General features: G+C 44.9%; 20 protein-coding genes. 12 read left to right on the forward strand and 8 right to left on the reverse strand.

Annotated elements, in window-relative coordinates; genetic code table 11:
* Position 1: 1 nt before the first annotated feature.
* The 6 genes from MSG38_RS05615 to MSG38_RS05640 all read right to left on the reverse strand — a co-directional run bounded on the left by MSG38_RS05615 (position 2) and on the right by MSG38_RS05640 (position 6,918).
* A complete protein-coding gene (locus tag MSG38_RS05615; RefSeq protein WP_248401239.1) occupies positions 2–2,857 on the reverse strand; it encodes a formate dehydrogenase subunit alpha in 2,856 nt (951 codons plus the stop codon).
* A 10-nt stretch (positions 2,858–2,867) separates the two neighbouring features.
* Complete coding sequence (locus MSG38_RS05620) at positions 2,868–3,068, reverse strand: twin-arginine translocation signal domain-containing protein (RefSeq protein ID WP_048610996.1); 201 nt, start codon at positions 3,066–3,068, stop codon at positions 2,868–2,870.
* Between the two features lie 76 nt (positions 3,069–3,144).
* The gene (locus MSG38_RS05625; protein ID WP_050653488.1) at positions 3,145–3,795 is read right to left on the reverse strand and encodes a molecular chaperone TorD family protein; all 651 of its coding nucleotides are present in this window, start codon (positions 3,793–3,795) and stop codon (positions 3,145–3,147) included.
* A 9-nt stretch (positions 3,796–3,804) separates the two neighbouring features.
* A complete protein-coding gene (locus tag MSG38_RS05630) occupies positions 3,805–5,466 on the reverse strand; it encodes a 4Fe-4S dicluster domain-containing protein (RefSeq protein ID WP_122081571.1) in 1,662 nt (553 codons plus the stop codon).
* Positions 5,467–5,765: 299 nt separating this feature from the next.
* Entirely contained in the window at positions 5,766–6,464 is a 699-nt protein-coding gene (locus MSG38_RS05635) for a DUF3306 domain-containing protein (protein WP_248401240.1), read from the reverse strand.
* Positions 6,454–6,918, reverse strand: a complete 465-nt coding sequence (locus MSG38_RS05640; RefSeq protein ID WP_248401241.1) for a DUF3305 domain-containing protein — start codon at positions 6,916–6,918, stop codon at positions 6,454–6,456. Before MSG38_RS05640 ends, MSG38_RS05635 begins: the two co-directional genes overlap by 11 nt.
* Positions 6,919–7,372: 454 nt before the next feature.
* Here MSG38_RS05640 and MSG38_RS05645 point away from each other — a divergent pair, with 454 nt between their 5' ends.
* The 10 genes from MSG38_RS05645 to MSG38_RS05690 all read left to right on the forward strand — a co-directional run bounded on the left by MSG38_RS05645 (position 7,373) and on the right by MSG38_RS05690 (position 17,497).
* A complete protein-coding gene (locus MSG38_RS05645; RefSeq protein ID WP_048611568.1) occupies positions 7,373–8,203 on the forward strand; it encodes a formate dehydrogenase accessory sulfurtransferase FdhD in 831 nt (276 codons plus the stop codon).
* 408 nt (positions 8,204–8,611) lie between these two features.
* On the forward strand, positions 8,612–9,553 hold the full coding sequence (locus MSG38_RS05650; RefSeq protein WP_048612073.1) for an MBL fold metallo-hydrolase: 942 nt from the start codon (positions 8,612–8,614) through the stop codon (positions 9,551–9,553).
* Position 9,554: 1 nt separating this feature from the next.
* Positions 9,555–9,869, forward strand: coding sequence for a hypothetical protein (locus MSG38_RS05655; RefSeq protein WP_248401242.1), 315 nt, complete (start codon positions 9,555–9,557; stop codon positions 9,867–9,869).
* A 98-nt stretch (positions 9,870–9,967) separates the two neighbouring features.
* Positions 9,968–10,852, forward strand: a complete 885-nt coding sequence (locus MSG38_RS05660; protein WP_248401474.1) for a DUF692 domain-containing protein — start codon at positions 9,968–9,970, stop codon at positions 10,850–10,852.
* The gene (locus MSG38_RS05665) at positions 10,845–11,630 is read left to right on the forward strand and encodes a putative DNA-binding domain-containing protein (protein WP_248401243.1); all 786 of its coding nucleotides are present in this window, start codon (positions 10,845–10,847) and stop codon (positions 11,628–11,630) included. The genes MSG38_RS05660 and MSG38_RS05665 overlap by 8 nt, the downstream gene beginning before the upstream one ends.
* Positions 11,627–12,235, forward strand: coding sequence for a DoxX family protein (locus MSG38_RS05670; protein ID WP_017083666.1), 609 nt, complete (start codon positions 11,627–11,629; stop codon positions 12,233–12,235). The genes MSG38_RS05665 and MSG38_RS05670 overlap by 4 nt, the downstream gene beginning before the upstream one ends.
* Positions 12,236–12,342: 107 nt before the next feature.
* Positions 12,343–13,959 (forward strand): cytochrome ubiquinol oxidase subunit I, encoded by a 1,617-nt coding sequence (locus MSG38_RS05675; RefSeq protein ID WP_248401244.1) that lies wholly within the window; start codon positions 12,343–12,345, stop codon positions 13,957–13,959.
* Between the two features lie 9 nt (positions 13,960–13,968).
* On the forward strand, positions 13,969–15,105 hold the full coding sequence (gene cydB / locus MSG38_RS05680) for a cytochrome d ubiquinol oxidase subunit II (protein ID WP_050052530.1): 1,137 nt from the start codon (positions 13,969–13,971) through the stop codon (positions 15,103–15,105).
* 26 nt (positions 15,106–15,131) lie between these two features.
* The gene (gene cydX, locus MSG38_RS05685; protein WP_082151276.1) at positions 15,132–15,239 is read left to right on the forward strand and encodes a cytochrome bd-I oxidase subunit CydX; all 108 of its coding nucleotides are present in this window, start codon (positions 15,132–15,134) and stop codon (positions 15,237–15,239) included.
* Between the two features lie 368 nt (positions 15,240–15,607).
* On the forward strand, positions 15,608–17,497 hold the full coding sequence (locus MSG38_RS05690) for a methyl-accepting chemotaxis protein (protein ID WP_248401245.1): 1,890 nt from the start codon (positions 15,608–15,610) through the stop codon (positions 17,495–17,497).
* Between the two features lie 139 nt (positions 17,498–17,636).
* Here MSG38_RS05690 and MSG38_RS05695 read toward each other — a convergent pair whose 3' ends face one another.
* Positions 17,637–19,220, reverse strand: a complete 1,584-nt coding sequence (locus tag MSG38_RS05695) for an ABC-F family ATPase (protein WP_009846736.1) — start codon at positions 19,218–19,220, stop codon at positions 17,637–17,639.
* A gap of 451 nt (positions 19,221–19,671) precedes the next feature.
* On the opposite strand from MSG38_RS05695, the gene MSG38_RS05700 reads away from it, so the two are divergent.
* A complete protein-coding gene (locus MSG38_RS05700) occupies positions 19,672–22,017 on the forward strand; it encodes an AAA family ATPase (RefSeq protein ID WP_122081563.1) in 2,346 nt (781 codons plus the stop codon).
* Between the two features lies 1 nt (position 22,018).
* Positions 22,019–22,906, forward strand: coding sequence for a mechanosensitive ion channel domain-containing protein (locus MSG38_RS05705; protein ID WP_048612067.1), 888 nt, complete (start codon positions 22,019–22,021; stop codon positions 22,904–22,906).
* 131 nt (positions 22,907–23,037) lie between these two features.
* Here MSG38_RS05705 and MSG38_RS05710 read toward each other — a convergent pair whose 3' ends face one another.
* Positions 23,038–24,657 carry a methyl-accepting chemotaxis protein gene (locus MSG38_RS05710; protein ID WP_248401246.1) on the reverse strand — a complete coding sequence of 540 codons (1,620 nt, stop codon included), beginning with the start codon at positions 24,655–24,657 and terminating at the stop codon, positions 23,038–23,040.
* Between the last annotated feature and the right edge of the window lie 195 nt (positions 24,658–24,852).

The following is a 24,852-nucleotide window of genomic DNA, read 5'->3' on the forward strand; positions in this document are numbered from 1 at the left end:
CTTACGCTTTACGAATATTACAAAGGGTTACTTTCGTTTCCTGCATCAACGTGACAGGGTCGTAACCGTATGTGGTTGCTGTGTTAGCAGCTTCACCAATAACGTAAGGATCAGTGCCTTCTGGATACTTAGAACGCAAATCTTCGCCTTGGAACTTACCACCGAAGTGGAATGGGATGAACGCCAGACCCGGTTTCACACGACGAGTTACCATCGCTTTCACCTTAATTCGACCCTTCTCAGCACCTTCAACCCAAACGTCATCGCCATCTTTAAAGCCAATGTCGTTTGCATCTTTCGGGTTCACTTCAACAAACATCTCTTGTTGTAGTTCTGCTAGCCAAGGGTTCGAACGGGTTTCTTCACCACCACCTTCGTACTCAACCAGACGACCAGAAGTAAGAATAATCGGGTATTCACCAGACTTGTCTTGCTCTTGGATTGACTTATACAACGTAGGAACACGGAAGATCGCTTCCTTGTCATCCCATGTTGGGTAGTCAGCAACTAGGTCACGACGTGGTGTGTAAAGTGGTTCACGGTGCAGTGGTACGCGGTCTGGGAATGTCCAAACAATCGCACGCGCTTTCGCGTTACCAAAAGGAATACAACCGTGCTTGATAGCCACGCGTTGAATGCCGCCAGAAACGTCAGTCTTCCAGTTTTTACCTTCAGCAGAGGCTTTCTCTTCTGCTGTTAGGTCATCCCACCACCCCAGTTGTTTCAGCAGTTTGTCACTGAATTCTGGGTAGCCATCTTTGATTTCGCTGCCTTTTGAGTAGCTGTCTTCAGCCAGTAGGCTTTGACCTTCAAACTCGACACCGAAACGAGTACGGAAGTTACCACCACCTTCAGCGACAGGTTTAGACGTATCGTAAAGGATATGCGTACCTGGGTGTTTCATCTCTGGGTTGCCCCAACATGGCCAAGGAAGACCGTAAGTCTCGCCATTCGCTGGGCCGCCTTCTGCAGCAAGTGTGGTTTTGTGGAATGTGTGCCAGTTTTGTTGGTGTTCTTTCAAACGCTCTGGGCTTTGACCTGTGTAACCGATCGTCCACATACCTTTGTTGAATTCACGTGTGATGTCTTCAATCAATGGTTGGTTGTTCTCAACACGGATGTTTTTGAACAGCTGATCAGAGAAACCAAGCTTCTTAGAAAGAAGGTACATGATTTCGTGGTCAGGCTTAGATTCGAACAGAGGATCAACAACCTTGTCACGCCACTGTAGCGAACGGTTTGATGCCGTTACACTGCCGTAGGTTTCAAACTGAGTAGTAGCTGGAAGCAAGTAAACGCCATCAGTACGATCGTTCATTACTGCCGCGACTGTTGGGTATGGGTCAACGATAACCATCATATCCAGCTTTTGCATCGCCTTCTTCATCTCTGGACCACGAGTCTGAGAGTTCACCGCGTGACCCCAGTAGAACATGGCACGGATGTTTTCGCGCTGACGAATCTTGTCTTTGTCTTCAAGCACGCCATCAACCCAACGAGAGACAGGAATACCTGCACTGTTCATTGGTTTTTGACCGCCGTATGCGTTGTCGTCGAAACGACCTTTGATCCAGTCAAAGTCTACGTCCCAAACTTTCGACCAGTGGCGCCATGAGCCTTCAGACAAGCCGTAGTAACCTGGAAGAGTGTCTGACAGTACGCCAAGGTCAGTTGCGCCTTGTACGTTATCGTGACCACGGAAAATGTTTGCACCGCCACCTGACTTACCTATGTTACCTAGCGCAAGCTCAAGTACACAGTAAGCACGTGTGTTGTTGTTACCAGTCGTGTGCTGAGTACCACCCATACACCAAACGATACAACCCGGACGGTTTTCAGAAAGCAGTTTTGCTGTGTGGTAAACGTCTTCTTCGCTTACGCCAGTAACGCGCTCAACTTCAGCTGGGCTCCACTTCGCAACTTCTTCACGGATCTCGTCCATGCCGAATACACGTTGGCGGATGAATTCTTGGTCTTCCCATTTGTTAGTAAAGACATGCCATAACACGCCCCAGATAAACGCAACGTCTGAACCTGGGCGAAGAGAAACATAGTGATCAGATTTCGCAGCAGTACGCGTACGACGAGGATCCGCAACAACGATCTTACAGTTGTTCTTCTCTTTCGCGATTAAGATGTGTTGCATCGCTACTGGGTGAGCTTCTGCAGGGTTCGAACCAATGAACAGCATCGACTTACAGTTGTGCATGTCATTGAACGAGTTTGTCATCGCACCGTAACCCCAAGTGTTTGCAACACCGGCAACTGTGGTTGAGTGACAAATACGCGCTTGGTGGTCAACGTTGTTGGTGCCCCAAAGCGACGCCATTTTACGGAATGCGTAAGCTTGTTCGTTACTGTGTTTCGCACTACCTAGGAAGTAAACCGAATCAGGGCCTGACTCTTTACGAAGTTCTAGCGCTTTGTTGCCGATCTCTTCAATCGCTTGTTCCCAAGAAAGCTTCTTCCACTTACCGCCTTCCAATTTCATTGGGTACTTAAGACGACGTTCACCGTGGCCGTGTTCACGCAGAGCTGCACCTTTCGCACAGTGTCCACCAGCGTTGAATGGGTGATCGAATGCAGGCTCTTGACCCGTCCAAACACCGTTTTGAACTTCAGCGTAAATACCACAACCCACAGAACAGTGAGAACAGATAGTACGTTTCACTTCTGTTTTCGCTTCAGGGTCGACTGATTTAGCCTGCGCTTTTTTCATCATGCCCGGAGCGAATAGACTTGCGCCTACTACCGCGCCACCAGCGGCTAATGAAGTGTTTTTCATGAAGGCACGTCTAGACACACCCAGTTGATTGGTTTCTTTGCTCACACTATCGGAGCGTTTGACAAGTTTCATCCGTTATCTCCTAAAGTGTGTCGTAGTAATCGCGAATGTGTTGCGTTTCACGATAGCCCGTCTTCTTCATGTCTTCTTTCGGCATTTCAACCGTTTCTGAAGCAGTTGCCACTTTCGTTGTACCAGCGACAACGGCACCAGCAACGGCTGCAGTCGTTAAGCCTTTGAGTAAGTCCCTACGGCTTGAGTTTATTTCTTTATTATCTTTCATCATTGCTTCCTTACCTTACGGTAGATCTTTTTGGAGGCTTAATGCCCCTCTATCGATATAATCGCGTACTGCTCGATTACTCGTAATCAGTGACGTTTTTCACATCAATCTTTAATTTATGCTTACTGCTTTTTGTATTAACGCTAAAACGCACTTGCTCTAACGTTAGGAATGCTTCACACAGCTGAGCTGCCGATTTGTAGAAGTTCGCACTTTCTGCACTTTCAAGCTGACGCGTAAAAGAGTTGAACCAAGGACCAAGGTGCTTATTAAAAACGGCTTGTTGAAGTGCTTCTTCTTCACCGGTTAGCATGGCCATTACTTCACACAATGCAGCAATATGATCTTCTGGCTCTTTCACTTGATCATCACGCTCAATGCCTAAAAGCTCTAAATCATGACGAATTTCTGCCAGTGGTTTTTCCATCATGGCGCCAGTTCTATGCCAAGAACCAAATGGAACAATCTCTCCACGGCCAATGCCAATGAACAGGTCTTGATATTCGTCTTCTAATGCTTCGCGATTTGATTCCGTTGCCGCTTGTTGAATCGCAATCCAAGCTTTTTGCATTGCACTCTCAGACGCTTCAATGTCTAACGTCTTTAGGAAATCAATGACCTCTTCAGAAGGTGCGTTACGGAACAATGCAGAAAGAACCAAATAAATTTCAGTTCTTAGTGTCTGTTCTTGCTCTAGCTTTTGTACTTGATCTAAATGAGTATCCAATGCCAACTCCTAGTATTTCAGTTGTTTCAATGGGTCTTGAGCCATCGAATCAAACATATCTATCACACGGCAGTCTTCACACATAGCAATACGGTTGATTGCTGATTCGTCTGAAAAATGAGAGTGACCGCGTAACTTGTTTTGTAACATGTCAATCATAGACTGCGGTGCGAATGGCTTATGACAACGAATACATTCCGCTGCTTTCTCTTCATGAATCACAACAGCCTTTTGACGTTCTTCTTTCACCCAGTTCATACGAGGCGTTAGAGTCAGAACATTTTCAGGACACGCTTTTTCACACAGACCACATTGAATACAGTCTTGTTCTACAAACTTAAGTGATGGAGACGCGCCATCGGTATGAAGAGCACGTGTAGGGCAAACCGCCACACAACTCATACACAAAGTACAATCTTTGCTTTCACATGAAACCGTGCCATAAGGCGCATTTGATGGAAGCTCAACAATGTTCTCAACAGGAATGCGAGATGAAGACATAGCATCAAGTGCTGTGAACAGACGTTGACGTTTATTGCCTTGAAGATCACCAAGTGCAAGATCGAATGAATCTACACACAGAGTTGGAGGACCTTCACGTAGAGACTCTAAATACAGGATATCGATGGTTTCTTTTGGAACACCGATTTGGTCGAGTAACTCTTGAGCGATCCCTACTTCGTTATTCAGAACACGAATGATGGTTTCTGGCATAAAACGAGAAGCAGCAAACAGAACTTGAGTTGCGCCATTCACTAACGCTGCAAACCAAGTATCGATACCAATAGAAGGTAGCTCTTCAACAACGATTGGAATCACGTTATCTGGCAGTGCTTTTAGCGCCATCACATTGTAAGTCTCATGACGAGAGCTACAGATAAGTACGATTGGATCCAGACCGCCCGCTTGCTCATAGTTCGCTAGCGTACGTTCAATAAACTTTTGAGTGTCGTCAGGATTTGGAAGCGCATAGGTAATCGCTTCTGTAGGACAGCTAGTTGCACAAGTACCAACGCCTTGACATAGGTAAGGGTTAATCTCAATCTTGTGACCCGTCTTATCGGAGCCTTCACTTGATAGTGCGCCAGCAGGACAAGCATCGACACAACGCTCACAGCCTTTTACGCCGCGAGAACTGTGTGCACAAAGGTCAGTGTCTAGACGGAAGAACTTAGGCTTATCAAAGGTGCCCATAAGCGTTGGAATCTCTTCCAGTGCTTCAGCCAGTTTTGGATAGCCACGGCCTACTGGGTAATAACCCGGTACAGGTACTTCTTCTGTCATGCAGCTATTCAGACATAGGTCTAGAACAACATCGAAACAATCGTGATTAATCGCGACTTTCGCTAGGTTGCTTGATGTGCCTTTGTTTTCGATCACAACTTCAAACGTGCCAAGGAAACCGGATACTTGAACCGAATTCGCGAAGTACAGTTCTGGGTTTGTGCCCTTTTCGCCATCTGTTGACAATAAGGTTAGGCTCGTCAATTGAGGTAATTGAGCCGCAGCACTTTCAATGATCGCAGTTGGACCAATAACAAGAGTATTACCGCCGCTTTCGTAGCTAACAGTAGGTGGAATCAGATTTGTTAACTCAACTGTATTTTCAAATGCATACAGTCTTGCTTTAGCGTTATTTGAATTTGCTTGTTCTAATAATTGTTTAAGCATTGCTCAGTTCCATCTTTGGACATGGATAATCTGTTCAACCTTCATTGTAGTAAGCGATAGAGAACTTGCTGAGTAATCCGTTAACAACTAACCCTTTAGCCAGTGTGCCGTTCGTCAGACCGTGAACTCGTCTATCTACAAAAAAGTTGATAATGAACGTTATTTAGCAAATGCCATGCCAATTTAATATGCCTTATATTTCAGTGATTTAATTCTTTATAACGTTTATTGTGCGTATAAAAAAACCGCTTGGGACATTTTGTCGCAAGCGGTTCATTGAGTGTTTAGTCAAAATGTACCTATTCTTTGTGTGGTATATTTTGTCCCATCTCTTTCAGGTCAGCTTCGTCTGAAATTGTAGCGTTATTATCTGGTACTGTGTTTTTATACAGTTCTTTTTCTTGTTCGGTTATTTCGGCACTTTCTGACGTTTCAAATCCATTATCAGATACCTCAAGATCGCCTTCAGAATTTTCTAAAACCTCACCTTCGTCTTTATTATCAATATCTTGCTCTTCTTCTGGCGCAGTTTCTTCTTCCGTTTTGTCTTTAACCCAATCACGCAAGGTTTCCGCTACCCCTTCAGAAAGAGACTTAAGATTGCTGTAATCGTCATCGTAATCATCTAAACCATCACGAACGTTGAATTCTTCTGAGAGGAATAATTTACGCAATGCCGCTTTTTTTACGCTCTCTGAGGCTTCTGACACCAATAATTGAGCAACAGACAAGTCTTCAGTCGTTCCTGATGCTATCTCCTGAGAGTCAATAGCTTGAGAATCGACAGCGTGAGCGTCTTCATTATGTTCTGGAGACTCATTTTCTAAAGTCCCACGTTCTTGTGACTCCGATGCTTCTGCGTCTACAGATGAAGCAGCAGACGAAGCTTCAGTGGAAGTAAGCTCAGTTTCCTCTAGCGTTTGTTGCGCTTCTAATGGTTGGTCGGTTGATTCATCAAACTTTCGTTGAGACCAACGGCTAAAAAAGTTAGTTGCCATTTGATCGACCCGCGCCTTTACGTTTTTTACGTCTTGCTTCCAATAACTCGCCATGACGACCGATGAAAGCTTCCATCCAAGCTTGTACAGGTAGCGGAATATCGTATGAAAGGACTTGGTTGTCACCGTCCATGTATTGCCCTGCAACGGTTTGTGATGCCGTAAGTAACTGAATGACTGGCTTAACACCAGAATCGACATTATCCATCACTAAGAAAAGCTTAGGTTGCTGAGAGCTTAGGTTGAAACGATAGTCTGTACGCTCGTCTTTATGTAGTTGGAGTAAACAAACGTCTTGTGCATCGCCTTCTGGCGACAGTTCAAACCCCGTCAATTCCCATTGCGTCGTTACCCAGATACCTGTTTTGATCTCTTTCTCTGTTCTTTGGACACCGATTGGCCAAGCTGCTTCTGTTTTTTCATATTGTTCTTTGAATTCTTTTATCTCAGACATACTTCACCCAATTGATTTTCTTTGGTCTGAATGCACTTAGGACATTTTGTACTGTGCGCATTCATATACACCCCATAAAGCAATAAACACGCCAATACGGATTAACTGAGAGAGCGTGCCTATAGCGTTCGTTATCAAGTTGTCACTATAACGTTAGTCGATACTGGTTATTTCAGACAACTCCACCCTGTGAACTCTCATATTTTGCGCTATTTTAATCTAATGCTTCATGTTTCCATCAATCCCCGTTATTTTGGAATAAGATTTGCTTTAGCTAATTCGCTAATGTTATTCACAGAGCTATGTATTCTCAGAGCTATGGCATGTTCGAAACGATAATCGAAACCGAGGCTATAGCGAACTAACAAACTAGCGCATTGATGAATGAGAGCCTTATTGCTCTTGTTGACTTCTTATCTCATAAAATCGCTATCTCATTAAGTAGGAAATGACTGTGGTAAAACCAAACATAATAAAAACCAGTGAGAACCCACTTCAGACAATCGAAGTTGAAGTGTTTGATGAATATGGCGAAAAGCTAACAAAACAGATCGCGTGTGAGCGCCCTCTTACCGTAATGTTGAACTGGAAAGAGATCGTAACCTTAATGACACTGGGCTCTCGTCCTGAGTCATTAGTATTAGGCTATTTGAAAAACCAAAGCTTCCTCTCTGATCCCGAAGCGGTTGAATCTATTATCATCGATTGGGAAACCAGCTCTGCTGCGGTCATCACTAAAGAAGACACGAGCCAACTTGAGCAAGCGCTTAAGAAGAAGACAGTAACCTCTGGCTGCGGTCAGGGCACTATGTATGGCAACGTGATGAAGCAGTTGGAAGATTACCAAGTGCCTCAAAACAAGATTAAGCAATCTGAAATCTATACAGCGCTTGAAGCGTTGACTCATTACAACGATACCTACAAGAAAGCAGGCGCAGTGCACGGTTGTGCGGTTTGCAAAGACGACAAGGTTCTATCGTTTGTTGAAGATGTTGGCCGACACAATGCCGTTGACACATTGGCTGGTGAGATGTGGCTTAACAAAGAGACAGGTGAAGATAAGATCTTCTATACCACAGGCCGTTTAACGTCTGAGATGGTGATTAAGGTTGCTCAGATGGGTATCCCTGTTTTGCTATCACGTTCTGGCGTAACTCAAATGGGCTTAGACTTGGCTCAGAAGTTCGGCATCACAACCATTGCTCGCGCTAAAGGTTTACGCTTCCAAGTGTTCACGGGTGCAGACAAGATCGACTTTGATGTAAAAGGCGAGCAGTCAGCGTAAGTCCTTTAAAGGCAAATTTCTCTAAAGACAAATGCTATCTAACGCTAGTTTTCTGGTGAACTTATATAAGGTGTAGGCGAAGGCTTGCACCTTTTTCTTTTATTCCTTTTATCTCCTTAGCATTCCCTCTCCTTGCCCATCATTCTATTCGCACAATTTTAACAGCCAGTTCGCTGTTACCACCCTTTCTGCACATTATTTCAGCAACAGAACGCACTTAATATTATCGTTTAGTTTTGCTTAACGTTGATTTCAAAATTACTAGATATACCAAACGTTAACAATTCTTTATCTTATGCTCCGTGAACAGAACGAAGCACGCACTTATCGTGCTGCTTGGCGAAAGTTTCACTTCTTTGAATGCTCACTTCGAAGAAAACACATAAGAAAAAAGAATTGGATAACAATATGAAACAGCCTTTAAAAGCTTTAGCAATAGCTCTTGGATTGACCTTGGGCGCCAACTGTCACGCAATTGAACTTAAGCCGGTCGATACCGACTTTACATTACAAATACTGGGGTCAGGTGGTCCTATCTCGGATGACCTACGTGCATCATCGGGTGAAATCGTATGGTGGAAAGGCAAATCACGAATCATGATTGATGCCGGTGGCGGTGTTTACCTACGTTTCGGTCAAGCGGGAGCAAAACTTGAAGACCTAGATTTCATGGGTATCACTCACTTCCATACCGATCACGTCAATGACATGCCCGCTCTTCTTAAAGGCGGCTACTTCTTTGAACGTGAAAAGGCGTTGGAGATTTCAGGTCCAGCCGCAGGTTCAGCCTTCCCAAGCCTCAACGGTTACTTTGCTGCGAACTTTGACCCAGACCATGGTGCATACGCTTATCTTGCTGGCTTATACGATGGAACCGATGGTCTATTCCCAGTCAATCTTACTGATGTTGACTATAAATCCACAGTGCCAACCGTCGTTTACGAAAAAGATGGTTTGAAAATCACGGCTCTGGGTATTCCTCATGGTGATGTGCCTTGTCTCGCTTACCGAATTGAAAGTGAAGAAGGCGTGATGGTGATTTCAGCTGACCAAAACGGTAGCAACCCTGCGTTCTTAGACTTCGCTCGTGGCGCCGACATCATGATGATGCCAATGGCGATTCATGAACAAGCCGATGGTGTCTCTACATTCATGCACGCTAAGCCTTCTGTAATTGGTGAAATTGCGAAAGAGATCAATCCAAAAATGTTGGTACTTAACCACTGGATGGGTTTAGGCCTTAAGCGCAAATCTGAATCAATCAAAATTGTACGCGAATACTACGACGGACCAATCATGTCTGGTCGTGATTTAGCGAGCTTCCCTATGTCTGCTGTAAAGGAGAAATAATATGAACAACAAAATCGCCCTATCAATCGCGATCACGTCTGTGATTAGTCTTAACTCTGCAATGGCGTTTGCTGATGCACCTGCCGAAGCCCCTGTTGAAGCTAAACAATCTTCAGGACACGGTGGTAAATGTGCTGCAGGTAAATGTGGTACAGAAAAACGCTTCGAAAAAGCGGAACTGACTAGCAACCCTCAAGACCGTTTAGTGCGTGCTCGTGACGGCAAATGTGGCTTAACGGCTGAAGGTATCTCGCCAAGCAAAGACCGCATCCTAACGGCGAATAGCAAGGTGACAGGTGGAGTATGTGGCCAGTAGAAACGCATAAAACTAAAGCTATAAAAAATAAGGCTTTAAAAACTAAAGCTCTAGCATCAAATGACCAAGTCCCTAAAAGCAGCGAGTTAAATCATAAAGTGCGAACCATTCAGAATACAGACAAAGGCATTGGGCTACGCAGTGAGCATATTGAACTGCTCGCTCGTTCCCCAAAGCACCCTGATATTGATTTTCTGGAACTGGCTCCCGAGAACTGGATGAGCTTAGGTGGTCTTAAGCGCGAACAACTACAGGATATAGCGAAGCAATACCCTTTGATCGCACACGGTTTAAGCTTATCCATTGGAGATTGTCAGCCGCTTAACACGAAGTTTGTACGTCAGGTTGGTCAATTTCTCGATGAACTGAATATTCAGGTATACAGCGAGCATTTGAGCTTCTCTCGAGACAACCAAGGGTATCTGTATGAACTGTTACCCGTGCCACGTCACGCAGAAAACATCGGCTATTTAGCGGACAGAATCAAGCAAGTCCAAGACATCATTCAACGTCCTTTGGTAATGGAGAACATCTCTTATTACCACAACTACGGAGATGAGATGCCTGAGGGTGAGTTTATCGCTGAAATAGCAAAGCGTAGTGGCTGTGAGTTGTTGGTCGACATCAACAATCTCTACGTGAACAGTCAGAACCACCACTTTGATGCCGCTGAAATGCTTAAGGCTTTACCAAGCGATGCTATTCGCTACTACCACATTGCTGGGCATTTAGTTGAAAGTGATGGCTCAGGTGGAAGTAACAAATCGCTGATTGATACCCACGGTATGCCGGTACAGCAAGCGGTTATTGACTTGGCGCGTTACACCTTTTCTATTCATGGCAGTAAACCGTTATTGCTCGAAAGAGACAACAACGTACCGCCTTTGGTCGTGCTGACTGAGGAATTACGAACGATGCACAGTCAGGTTCTAGATGCTGGTGTTGCTCATCGCCCAATGAATCAGGAGTTGGTTTATGCATAACCCTCCTAGCATGATGATCACTCAAACACACGCACTAACCGCACTGATACGTTCGCCGCTTGAAGACAACGCAGTGTGTCGATACAGCGAGTTCATTAGAGATAACGTATTTGGTGTATTGAACAACACATTCCCGCTGTTTTGCCAGCAAGTCGACCAAGACCAACTACTGATATTGGTTGATGAGTTTGTTGTGGTGCATTACGCCTCAGAGCCGGAGTTTCATCATATAGCCACTGAGTTTGTCAGCTTTATCCAGCGTCGCACTCAGGCAATGGGTATGTCTAATCTAAGTGATTTGTCTACTTTGAGTGCGAGTCATGATCTTACAGCCGACCAGCTAGCGGTGTTGGAGTACGAATGGTGTGCCTTTTGCGTTGAAATTGACGTTTCAAAGCAAGTATTGCCGATGTCATGGGCGGGTGACCTTCGTGTTGATGAACAACAGCTTCAATTGGGTTTGTTAGTCAACAGTACGATGAAGCTCGTACAGGTACCTTTCCTTGTTCATGGTGAGTCACTGACGTTTCTAACACAAAGGCGACACCCCATTTATTACGCGATTTATCGCGACCGTGACCAACGCGTCAACACGATAAAACTAAGAGAAATTGATGTTGCGATTATTCAAATCATTCAACAACAACCAAATCGTTCTTTAGCCGATATAAAACAAATAATTGCTCAACAATTGGCGAGATTCGAGTTTATTAATTGGGTCGAACATTTCAGTGAAGTTGAACTGATTGGCGTTCACTCTTTAGGAGAAAAATTATGATTAAGTCAGCCCTCAGCTGGTACGACGCTATTGTCGAAAAATGCAAACAATACGATTACTTAGTACTGCTTTCAGTACGTCTTTATTTGATTCCGGTGATTTATGTCGGTGCACGCTCTAAAGTTCTGGGCTTCTCAGGAACAGTGGCATGGTTTGGTGCTTCAGCAGCCGACGGTGGTCTTAACCTTCCCTTCCCTGAGCTACTGGCATTCCTAGCGGCAGCGACCGAAGTATTAGGTTGTATCTGTATCGCGTTAGGCCTGTTTACTCGCTTTATCTCGATTCCAATGATTTTCATGATGAGCGTAGCAAGTGCAATGGTTCACTGGAAACACGGTTGGGATGCGATTGCGACTGGTGGTATGGAAGCAACCGTTCGACTTAACGGCTTCATTGAATGGCTCGCGGTTAACTTCCCAGGTCGTTACAACTACATCACAGAACTTGGTGACCCGGTAATGCTGAACAACGGTATGGAGTTCGCAGGCACCTACTTCGTGATGCTGTTAGTACTGCTTGTTTACGGTGGTGGTCGTTACGTGAGTGCAGATTACTGGCTACGTAAACAGTTCTCTAAAAAACAAAACAAAGCACTTCGTTGGTAATAGATTCTTTTCACACAGCTACATGTAAACCCTTAATTAGTTCTCTCTAATTATCATCTTATTTTCCATTATCTTACCCGTCACACTCGTGGCGGGAAGGAGTTTTTATGCTTACAGATGTCGTTGATCTGTCGCGGTTTCAATTCGCAAGTACCGCTCTTTATCACTTTATATTCGTCCCCCTAACTATAGGCCTCTCCTTCTTACTCGCAGTGATGGAATCACTGTATGTCATGACCAACAAAACCATCTACAAAGACATGACCAAGTTCTGGGGTAAGTTGTTTGGTATTAACTTTGCTGTCGGTGTTGCTACCGGCTTAACCATGGAATTCCAGTTCGGTACTAACTGGGCTTATTACTCGCATTACGTAGGCGATATCTTTGGCGCTCCGCTCGCCATTGAAGCCTTGATTGCGTTTTTCTTGGAATCAACCTTAGTCGGTATGTTCTTCTTCGGTTGGGACAAGCTTTCTAAGCGTCAGCACTTATTGGTAACGTGGTTGACGGCGTTGGGTTCGAACTTCTCTGGTCTGTGGATTCTGATGGCCAATGGCTGGATGCAAAACCCAGTGGGCGCAGAGTTTAACTTCGAAACCATGCGTATGGAAATGACAGACTTCGTCGAAGTGATCTTCAACCCAGTGACTCAAGTGAAGTTCGTACATACCGTTGCGGCAGGTTACACAACCGGCGCGCTATTTATTATGGGTATCAGTGCTTACTACATGCTTAAAGGGCGTGATTTACCGTTTGCTCGTCGTTCATTTGCAGTGGCAAGTGCTTTTGGTATGGCTGCGATTGTTTCGACAGTGATGCTAGGCGATGAATCTGGTTATGAATTGGGTGATGTTCAACAGGTGAAGCTGGCGGCTATCGAAGCTGAATGGCACACAGAAGAAGCCCCTGCCTCATTCACACTGTTCGGCTTCCCGAATCAAGAAACCATGGAAACGGACTACGCGATTAAGATCCCTTACGTGATGGGTATTATCGCAACGCGATCTCTGGATACACCCGTTGTCGGCATTCATGATCTATTGGCAAAGAATGAAGAACGTGTTCGCAGCGGCATCTTAGCTTACGGTCTATTAGAAAAACTGCGCTCTGGTGATAAATCACAACAAAATATCGATGATTTTGAATCGGTTAAACATGACTTAGGTTATGGATTACTGGTTAAGAAATACAGCGATAACGTGGTGGATGCAACAGAGCAACAGATCAAACAAGCAGCCAAAGACACAATCCCAACGGTTGCCCCTCTGTTCTGGAGCTTCCGCATCATGGTGGTGTGTGGCGTCTTGATGTTTGCCATCATTGGTCTTTCATTCGTACAAATTTGTCGTCGTAAGATTGGTACCAATCGTTGGTTACTGAAAGCAACAATATGCGCGATTCCACTTCCTTGGATTGCTTGTGAAGCCGGTTGGTTTGTAGCGGAATACGGTCGTCAGCCTTGGGCTATTGGTGAGATTCTGCCAGTAAACATGGCGGCTTCTAACCTACCCGCTTCAAGTCTGTGGATCTCTATCGGATTGGTTTACTTGTTCTACACCGCATTCCTAATTGTAGAAATGTTCCTGATGGTTAAGTTTGCGAAAATGGGCCCGAGCGCACTGAAGACTGGTCGCTATCACCATGAGCAATCAAACCAAGATCTAGCCCTTACAGGTGAGCAAAGCGCACCGCGTCAGCTAGATAAAACTATCGACCTTCATTAAGGAATTCAGATGTTTGATTACGAAAATCTTCGCCTGTTTACATGGGCAGTTATTGGCGTATTGTTGATCGGTTTTATCATTACCGATGGTTTCGACATGGGCGTTGCGGCGTTGCTCCCTGTTCTAGGCAAGTCGGAAGTTGATCGACGAATCATGATTAACTCGATTGCCCCTCACTGGGATGGCAACCAAGTATGGTTGGTTACGGCGGGTGGCGCTATCTTTGCGATATGGCCTGCAATCTACGCGGCTGCGTTCTCCGGGTTCTATTTAGCCATGATTATCGTGTTGGCGACCTTGTGGTTAAGACCGCTCGGTATGGATTACCGCGCTAAAATCGACAACCCGCAATGGAAGAAAGCTTGTGATATTGCACTTATCGTCAGTGGCTTCATTCCTCCGGTTATCTTTGGTGTTGGTTTCGGTAACTTGATGATTGGTGTTCCGTTTGAATTTAACGAATTGCTAATGATGTCATACCAAGGTGGTTTCTGGGATCTACTCACTCCCTTCCCACTACTATGTGGCTTGGTGAGCTTGGCGATGGTTGTCACGCAAGGCGCGGCATTCCTACAGATGAAAACGACGGGTGATTTAAAACAACGCGCGCAGAAAGTGATCGTATGTATGGCGCTTGTCACTGTAGGTCTGTTTATTGTTGGTGGGATATACGCGTATACACTTCCGGGTTACCTGATTACTAGCCCAGTTGTGACCGATGGTGTTTCAAACCCGTTGCTAAAACATGTCATGAAGTTTGATGACTTACTGTTACATAACTACGAAAACTATCCAGTACTTTGGGGAATCCCTGCTCTAGGCATCATCGGAATGCTGAGTTGTGCAGTGATGACTCGACTTAACCGCGCTGGTTTGGCCTTCGCTTCGTCGAGCTTATCGATAGCAAGCATCATAACGACAGCGGGCGTTGCCCTATTCCCAATGATCATGCCATCTAGCTTGATGCCATCGCACAGCTTAACGCTGTGGGACGGAACATCGAGTGAGTTAACACTGAGCATTATCTCGGTTGTCGCAGTTATCGTGGTGCCAATTATTTTGGGTTACACAATCTGGTGTTACTACAAAATGTTCGGTCGACTAGACAGCCAATACATTCACGATAACAGCTCGTCACTGTATTAATTAAAGATGAAATAGGAGGATAACCTATGTGGTATTTATGTTGGGTACTGGGCGTCTTACTCGCCTGCGCGTTTGGAATCATTAATGCGCTGTGGTTAGAGCACACCGACTTTCTCGATGAACAAAACGAATAAAGCTGATCGGTAAAGTTACTAACAACTGTTAACTCGATAGTAAGCTAACTACTTAAAATAACTGAAAGTCCTCACTTAATACGATGCCTGCGATTTCAAAGATTGCCGACATGAGTGTTAATGAGGACTTTTTCTTTTCGCATCTAATCTCACGTGCTTAGCCTCGCCCTATTTAGGAAAATCGGCGTCTCAAATGGTTCAGTTGAGCGTTAAGTTGGTGCATATCTTCGATTAAGTTGCTGTCCCCACCAACCGACCTTGCTTTAACAACTCTATAGGCTATTAGTTACATATCCATCATTTAAATGTATCTAATAGCTATTAAGCATAGATGGACATGAAACGTCATCGGCTAAAGGGAGTTAACCATGAACAATCCATCAGAACCTCAGCATCGTTTGCTGTCTCTTTCTATTCGCAGTAAGTTTATTTTAATCAACCTCACCCTGTTTATTTCTGTTTTTATCTATGCCATCTACGAGCAATTCAGCTTAGACAAATTGGAATCATTGGAGATCGCTGCAACCGAAAATCTCAGAAGCTCAGTCGATTTATTAACGCTTAGGCGACATGAGAAAGACTTCTTGTCTCGCCACGATCAAAAATACGCAGAGCGTTTCGATAAAACCGCCGCCACATTGAATCAAAGATTGGTGACGTTGAACCGAACCCTAACCTCGCACGAGCTTCACCTGACCGATCAAATGACCAAGATCTCCGATACCCTTCATCAATATCAGAAACAGTTCCACCAGATCGTCAATCAGGTGAACGACATCGAACGCACAACCCCACCTTTGGGCTTTGTCGCAGTTCTCGATGGAAAAAGAACAGCGCTGAAATCAGCAATCGAATCAGAATCAAGTTTGGCACTGGAACTTGCGTTATTAGAGCTGATTGAAAAAGACTTCCATTACCTCGCACATATTAATGGCCAAACGAATGCAGCGTTAACTAATGCTCTTGTTGAGTTTGAACCCTACTCCCAAACTTCGATTGCGACTGAACAAGCCTATTCCGAATATAAGACTGCGGTTGAGACGCTATTGGTTGCTAACAGCAATCTAGGTTTGTCTGCAGAGTTGGGGCTTAGAGGCGTCTTACGTAGCAATGTTCATCAAACAGAACAAGCCATTGAAGAAGTGCAGAATGAGATAAGCCAAGCGATTACAGCGGCAGTTAGAAACACACAAAACATGTTACATCTGTTTGGTGCCGCTATCGTCGCTCTGCTTTCTCTGTTATTGGTGTTCATCGGTCGCAACATCCTGGGTCGAATTAAAGCGATAAACGTGATGATGGAGTCTATTGCAAATGGAGATGGAGACTTAACCGTCAGAATGAACGCCAAAGGTAAAGACGAGCTCGCTCAACTTGCCCACTCGTTCGATACCTTCATCGATAAACTGCACGGTAACATCAAAGAGCTATCCGGCGTGATGACGGTGCTGACAGACAGTTCATGCAGCTCTGAAGAAGCGGCAGTTAAAAGCATGAGCAATGCAGAGAAACAAAAGCAGCAATCTGAATCGGTAGCGACGGCAGTTAACGAGTTAGTGATGACCAGTAATGAGGTGACGGCGAACATCGAAAATGCCGCAACCAATGCCGAGAAGATCAAAGAAAATGCCCATCAAGCGCTACAAAAAACACAATCAACCAACGACAGTATTAATGTCTTGGTAGAAAACATTGCAGAGTCGCAAGATCTCATCGTTCAGCTCGAAGAACAGAGCCGTGAAATCAATCAGGTGGTGACGACCATTCAAGGTATTGCCGAGCAAACTAACCTATTAGCACTTAATGCAGCGATAGAAGCAGCGCGTGCTGGTGATCATGGACGAGGTTTCGCTGTGGTTGCCTCGGAAGTGCGAGAGCTTTCCCTAATGACCAACGATTCAACTCATCAAATAGAATCCACGATTCATGGTTTAACCACTGGAATAGACAAGACCGTTGCTAAGATGACAGCGAGCTTAGAACAAACTGAGTTGGTGAAAAGCCAAACCAAAGACGTGGTGAATGCGATAGAAGGAATACACTTCCAAGTTGGCGAGATGTTCGACTTAAACAGTCAGATCTCAACAGCGTCCGAAGAGCAATCGATGGTTTCGGTTGAGATTGACCGAAACATTACGGATATCGCACACCTTGCCAGTGATACTTATACCGTGGTTTCTGGATCAGTGCGTTGCAGTGAACAAGTCTCGAGCGTGAGTGTGAAGCTAGAGAAGATTGTCGCGCAGTTTAAGTATTAGTAATTAGCGATTAGCGCAAGCTAGTTGATTTATGCGGTATGGAAAAACAAAAAGCCTCTATCTGATTGCTAAGATAGAGGCCTTTCTAATTTTGAATACGTATAACGTGTTATTACGTATTAGCTCTTGCTACACGGTATTAGCCGCGTGCTTTCAAGAACTCAGCGTAAGTACCGCGGAAATCGTTGATCTTGCCATCTTTGATCTCAAGGATACGAGTTGCAAGCGAGTCTACGAATACACGGTCGTGAGATACGAAGAACAATGTGCCTTTGTAGTTCTCAAGAGCCAAGTTAAGCGCTTCGATAGATTCCATATCCATGTGGTTTGTTGGCTCATCCATTAGCAGGATGTTTGGTTTATGCATCATGATCTTACCAAGAAGCATACGACCTTGCTCACCACCAGAGATAACCTTTACAGATTTCTTAATGTCGTCTTGACCAAATAGCATACGACCTAGGAAGCCACGAACAACTTGCTCGTCTTCGCCTTCTTGGCGCCATTGGCTCATCCAATCAAACAGGTTCATGTCTGTCTCGAAATCGTGTGCGTGATCTTGAGCGTAGTAACCGATGTTTGAGTTTTCAGACCACTTGTACTCACCAGTGCGAGGCTCAAGAGCGCCCGCTAGTGTGTTAAGTAGTGTTGTTTTACCCACACCGTTCTCACCGATGATAGCAACACGCTCACCTACTTCGAAAATACCGTCGAACTTGTTGTATAGGTCTTCTTCAAAACCTTGAGATAGGTTTTCAACCACAAGTGCGTTACGGAATAGCTCTTTAGACTGTTCGAAACGGATGAATGGGTTTTGACGGCTAGACGCTTTAACTTCGTCTAGTTGGATCTTATCGATCTGCTTAGCACGTGACGTTGCTTGCTTCGCTTTAGATGCGTTAGCAGAGAAACGAGATACGAACGTTTGAAGTTCAGCAATTTGTGCTTTCTTCTTAGCGTTGTCAGACAATAGACGCTCACGAGCTTGAGTCGCAGCCGTCATGTACTCATCGTAGTTACCTGGGAATAGACGAAGTTCGCCGTAATCAAGGTCAGCCATGTGTGTACAAACAGAGTTTAGGAAGTGACGGTCGTGCGAAATGATGATCATTGTGCAGTTACGTTGGTTTAGCGTATCTTCCAACCACTTGATGGTATCCATGTCCAGGTTGTTCGTTGGTTCGTCAAGAAGCATGATATGCGGGTCTGCAAACAGTACTTGAGACAATAGAACACGAAGTTTCCAACCCGGTGCTACTTCGCTCATCAGACCGAAGTGCATTGATTCTTCAATACCTACCGCTAGAAGAAGCTCACCCGCTTTAGCTTCTGCCATGTAGCCGTCCATTTCAGCGAACTGAACTTCAAGGTCAGCCACTTTCATGCCGTCTTCTTCGCTCATTTCTGGCAAAGAGTAAATGCGGTCACGCTCTTGCTTAATAGCCCAAAGCTCTTTGTGACCCATGATAACCGTGTCGATTACCGTGAATTCTTCGTAAGCAAATTGGTCTTGGTTTAGCTTAGCAACGCGCTCGTTTGGATCGTAGCTTACGTTACCAGCACTTGGCTCTAGTTCACCAGATAGGATCTTCATGAACGTCGATTTACCACAGCCATTCGCGCCGATTAAACCGTAGCGGTTGCCTTCGCCGAACTTAACTGAAATATTTTCGAAAAGTGGCTTAGCGCCGAATTGTTGGGTGATATTTGCTGTGGAGATCAATGCCATTACCTTTTTAATGTGAAAAACGCCGCAACGTTACTTGTTCAGGGCTTTAACTGCAAGTATTGATTGCAATTACTGGCCATTAAGTGAGTGATAACCTAGCCAAATCATAGTTTGAGCTGACTCACATTTTTGATTTTCTATTTATCGCCGAAAAGTCGCCGATTGTAAGGAAAAACAAAATATCGAACAGCGCCCCATAATGGGCGATATATAACGTCCCAAATCATGCCAACCATTGAATATATCGTATGCTGATTGGCCACAGTAAAACTAACCCGATCAAAGCAACAACATACATAGGCAAGACTAGCCTAATCCCTGACAATTTTATGACAAAATCAGCCGAAACGGGAATAAAGTACTCGCCCCCGACACGGGGTTGGATTTCACAAAGTCAGATTATCTAACTATAGTAATCCTAACCTCATAATTCTAAGAGACTTTTATGCGTTCACTATCGCGCTTCTTAATCCTCACTTTGGCCATTCTCTCTTGGCCTAGTCATGCCAACTTGGAATATGACTTACAATCTCAGCCGCAGGTGTCCGATTCTGCTGTTGATCTCGATGATCGAATTGATTCGTTACCCGACCCCCTCTTTATGGAACCGTCGGACAGACGCCAAGTCAATATATTGCTCGCTGAAGTGCTACAAGTTCAAAAGCAGGAAATCAAAACCTTCGAGCAACAGATAAAAGCCTACAGAGTGAACAACGACGCCGAACAATGGTTTGCCGTTCAAACCAGTTACGTCACTTTGAATAGCTTGAATGTGAGCAAGCAACACCTGTTAGAGCAGACGAACTCCGCTAATAAAGAGCGTCTAACGGGTTTTGGCCCTTACGGCGTAACTCAATTTAAACAAGAGTGGGAATTAACCAAGCTCAACATTGAGTATCTTGTTTACTTCCAGATTCGTAGCTTTAAAGCGCTCGTTAAAGACATCTTTATTTCGCCAGTGCCTGTGATTGGTGCATCGTTAAAAGTGTTGTTTATCTATTTTGGTTTAGTGTGGTGGCTTGCTAACAGCACTCGCTTGATCGAATTGTTCAGAATTAATTTTCTTGAAGCGAAAACGAACCCTCCATTTTTAGTACGTGTGATCTGGTATATCAGCCGCGCTGATCGTGCGATTGCTTGGTTAATCGCGATTACGCTTTCTCTAAGAGTGCTCTCCAGCATCCCTAGCCTACAACACCTGATTTTCCTTGAGATCTTCACCTGGTGGATTCTAGGTGGTTCGATTGCCATCAGCTTTATTTTGGAATTTGCGTATCGTTTGGGTCGCACATCCAATCAAGAAGTGATTGCGCTGCGCCTATCGACTATTCGCCGTTATGTATGGAGCTTCATTGTTGCGGGTGTGACCCTTCAGATATCGAGCATCACGCTAGGCAAAGGTACTATCTATAGCTGGATCTACAGCGCCCTATTTTTCTGGTTTGTACTGGTTACCATTTCAGTGCTTAGATTATGGCGCGCGAAAGTCTTTGATACGCTGCAACATATCTCCGATCGTCCGGTATGGGTGAACTGGGCAGTAAACCGTAAGGAAACCTTCCTACTCAATATATTAGCGACGGCAATTGGCATCGTATGGTTGAGCGTGTACAGCTTCCAACACCGCATCATGGCCTTGCTATCTAATTACACGCTGTTTAGCCAAGCTTTGGCTTATCTATTTAGAATCGAAGTGGCTAAGCAGTCTGACCTTGATAAAAACCAACAAAACTTGGTTCGAATCAAAGGCGATCAAACCTATGAGTACATCCTGCCGGGTAATATCGACAGCACTCTAATTGATTACGCCGGTGATGAGGTTAAGCAACTGTCTCGCTACCTGATGTCAGACAGCCCTGCTATCTGTATTGTTTCAGGTGAACGTGGTGTGGGCGCAACAACGCTGCTTTATACCCTATTGCACAAAGTCTCTAACGCTGAACCTGTCTACGTAAGTTGCCCTTACGCAGGTTATCAAGAGCTGTTAGCACATCTAGCGGTGAGCATCGGCTTGGAAGAGAAAGCGACTGAGATTCAGATCTTGGCGCACCTTCGTAAAAGCAAGACCACGTACTTGATTGCGATCGACAATGCACAACGTCTAGTTAAGCCAATGGTTGGCGGCCTGTCTGATTTGATTCGTTTAACCAACCTACTGCGCCGTTCTAAAAAGAACCACCGTATCGTGATTTCGATTGCTAAATCGAGCTGGCGATTTGTCGATCGTGCGCGTGGTGAACGTCTGCTGTTTGATTTGGTGTGTTTTCTACCACGTTGGACAGAGAAACAGGTCGGTGAGCTTCTGAATAGCCGTATCAATACAGAGCTTGAGAAGCCGCTGTCGTTTGATGGTTTGGTGGTGCCTAAACAGTGGGACCAAGATGACATGAGCGAGGAAGACCGCGCACGCCAAGGTTTCTACCGAATCTTGTGGCATTACTCTGATGGTAACCCTACCGTTGCTCTGCGCTTCTTCCGACTTTCTTTGAATCGAAACAAAGATACCGATCAAGCCGTGGTGCGCTTGTTCCATGTTCCTGAAGCACAAGAGCTGGAAAACATGCCAAAACCTATGTTGGCTGTGCTTCGCTCTATCGTGCAGTTGGAAATCGCATCTCCGGAAGTCTTGTCTGATTGTACTCAGCTAAGCACGGCTGAGATAACGGGCATTCTGCGTTACTTTGAAAGCCGTGGTTATATTGGTTGGCATGAAGAAAAGGCTCGAATTTCCGAGCACTGGTTCCGCCACATTACTAACGTTCTCGACCGTCAACATCTACTGGTGAAGTAAAATGAAGAAATTATTTATCCTACTATTTGTTGGCTTGGCAAGTGCTGTCAGTTTCCCGACCTTTGCGACGGAAGAGTTAGCCAATGTAGAAAACATCTCAAAGATAGCTAGCCTAGTGCGATGGAGCGGCGTGTTCTTCTCCATGATCGTTATTGCTGCGATGTGGTTACTGCTCAAGTTCATCAACTCAATGGTGACCAGTTTTGGTAGCCAATTCGTGCAATATCGAATGTTGCTACAAAAACTGCAGTCGTTTACTCAGTTCTTTATCTACGTGAGCACTGGTCTTATCGTGTTCATGATGAGCTTTAGAATCAACGACCAAATACTGGCTTTGATTGGTGGTACCCTCGCCGTGTCGGTCGGCTTTGCGCTTAAAGACTTGGCGGCATCATTTATCGCGGGTATCACTGTGATGATTGATAGACCCTTTCAAGTTGGTGACCGTGTCACGTTTGAAGGCAACTACGGTGATATCATTACCATCGGTTTGCGTTCAGTGCGAATGAGAACCCTGAACGATGACATAATTACCATTCCGAACAACAAGTTCTTAAATGAAGTGACCACCAGTGGTAACTACGGTGCGTTGGACATGCAGGTGGTGATTCCGTTTTACGTCGGTATGGATGAAGACATCACCCTAGCCCGCGACCTGATTCAAGAAGCGGCGTCTTCAAGTCGTTACATCCACTTGCCGAAGCCTGTAACGGTTTTGGTTAAACAGACGATTACCGATAACTATCTAGCGATACAGCTAACTTGTAAGGCTTATGTCGTCGATACTGCATATGAGAAGCTGTTTGAAACCGACATTACCCTGCGTGTGATGAAAGAGTTTAAGAAGCACAACATCAACCCACCGAAGATTTCAGTGGCGGCGCATTAGGCTTGATGCTTTAGATGTCTGTTTCTTATAGCAAATGACTAGCCATAAATAAAAACACCTCCGAACTTATCGCAAGTGCGGAGGTGTTTTTTTATGAGCTTTTTATCTTCAAGCGAATAGTCCTATTGATGCTAAACCTTAAAGTATTTCAATTGCTCAGTAAGGTGTTCTGTAGTGTTCGCCATTTTCTGACTGTCTTCTGCAAGCGATTGTGAGGCCTGCAGTACCTCATTTGCAGCGAGATGAATCCCAGTGACACTTTCACTCATTTCAGTGGCTACCGTGCTTTGTTGCTCCGATGCGGCGGCGATCTGTGCGACCATGTCGTTGGCGTTGTGAAGCTCATTCACTATCACATCGAGTTGTTGGCGAGTTTCGTTAGACGCGATAACGCTGTGATCAACCTTCTCGTTACTGCTTTGCATTGCCTTAAAGGTGCGTTCTGCTTGTTGAGTCAGTTTCTCAATTGTGGATTGCACTTCGTTAGTTGAATTCTGAGTGCGGCTAGCAAGGTTACGGACTTCATCAGCAACAACCGCAAATCCTCTTCCTTGCTCTCCTGCACGCGCCGCTTCTATTGCTGCGTTGAGCGCTAACAAGTTCGTTTGTTCTGATACATCACGAATGACACCAACGACTTGGCTTATTTCAGTCACACCTGATTGCAGATCTCTGACTAAGTTGTTCGCGGTCGAAATGTTTTCTGAAACCTGAGATATAGTATCAGACGTTACCTGCATGTTTTGGTCGTTTTGGTTTGCGTGGTCTACAACCTTATTGGTGCTTGCGGCAGTGTTTTCAGCATTAACGGCGACATCAGAAATGGTGGCACTCATTTCTGTCATTGCGGTCGATAACAACTCAAGCTGTGCATGCTGTGAGTTAACACTGGTTGCCGCTTCTTCGCTGGCTTGAGCGATGTGGCTCGCCATATTACTGGATAAATCCGCCGATTCATTGGCTGTGCGAAGCGTGCTTTGCAGTTTGTCGAGCATGGTATCTATTTGCTGACTCATATCGCCCAGTTCATCTTTACGTGTCATGTTCATGCGTACACGAAGATCGCCATCGGCAATCTTATGGGTGTTGTCGATAAGCTTATTTAGTGGCACTAAGATGTTATTTGAAATCGCGTAACCCATCGCAAACAACAGGCCCGACAATACGACCGCAACCAATCCCTCTTTGAGCGCCATTGCATAGAACGCCTCTTGGATGTCCGCAACTAGGATGCCCGAGCCAACAATCCAATTCCACTCTGGGAACAGTTGTACGTAGGAGATCTTGTCTTTGAGTTCACCTTGCGGGCTCATCCATTGGTAATCAAGAAAGCCTTTCTCTTCTGGAGTACGAGAAATGGTGACCATCTCACGCCAGTGGTGTTTCCCCGCACCATCTTTAAAGTTACCCGCGTTCTTGCCATTGAGTTCAGGCTTTAATGGATGGATAACAACGTTGAGTTGCTGGTTTAAGATCCAGAAGTAATTGGTGGTGTCATAACGAAGGGTTTCGATCGCTTGAAGTGCTTGTTTCTTTGCGACCTCTTCACCGAGCACATTACGTTGGTTGTAATAGTAGCTCGCTAAGCTGACTGCAGTTTCGACTTGAGCACTGAGCTTATCTTGGCGCTCTTGCATGGAACTCGCACGCTGCTGCATTAGATTAAAAGTGGACGCCATTACCAATAGAACAACCGATAAAATGACGATGGAGACGAGTTTTGATTTGATAGATAAGTTACTTAATTTCATAGCTGGCTGACTTTATTATTTGTTTTGATTATGGATTTTCGGCCAAGGTATCAAAATTTCGTACAGTTCAGATGATATGCATCAAGATCAAAAGATATACACTGTGTTACATAACCAAAAAGAGGTGCTCGTCAAACCGGCAGAGGTTGAGATTTGGTTTGAGATAGATTAGTAGTGCGGAATTTTCGTGCTTGG

The organism is Vibrio sp. 1CM24A, from assembly GCF_023161725.1.
GTDB classification, from domain to species: domain Bacteria; phylum Pseudomonadota; class Gammaproteobacteria; order Enterobacterales; family Vibrionaceae; genus Vibrio; species Vibrio coralliirubri.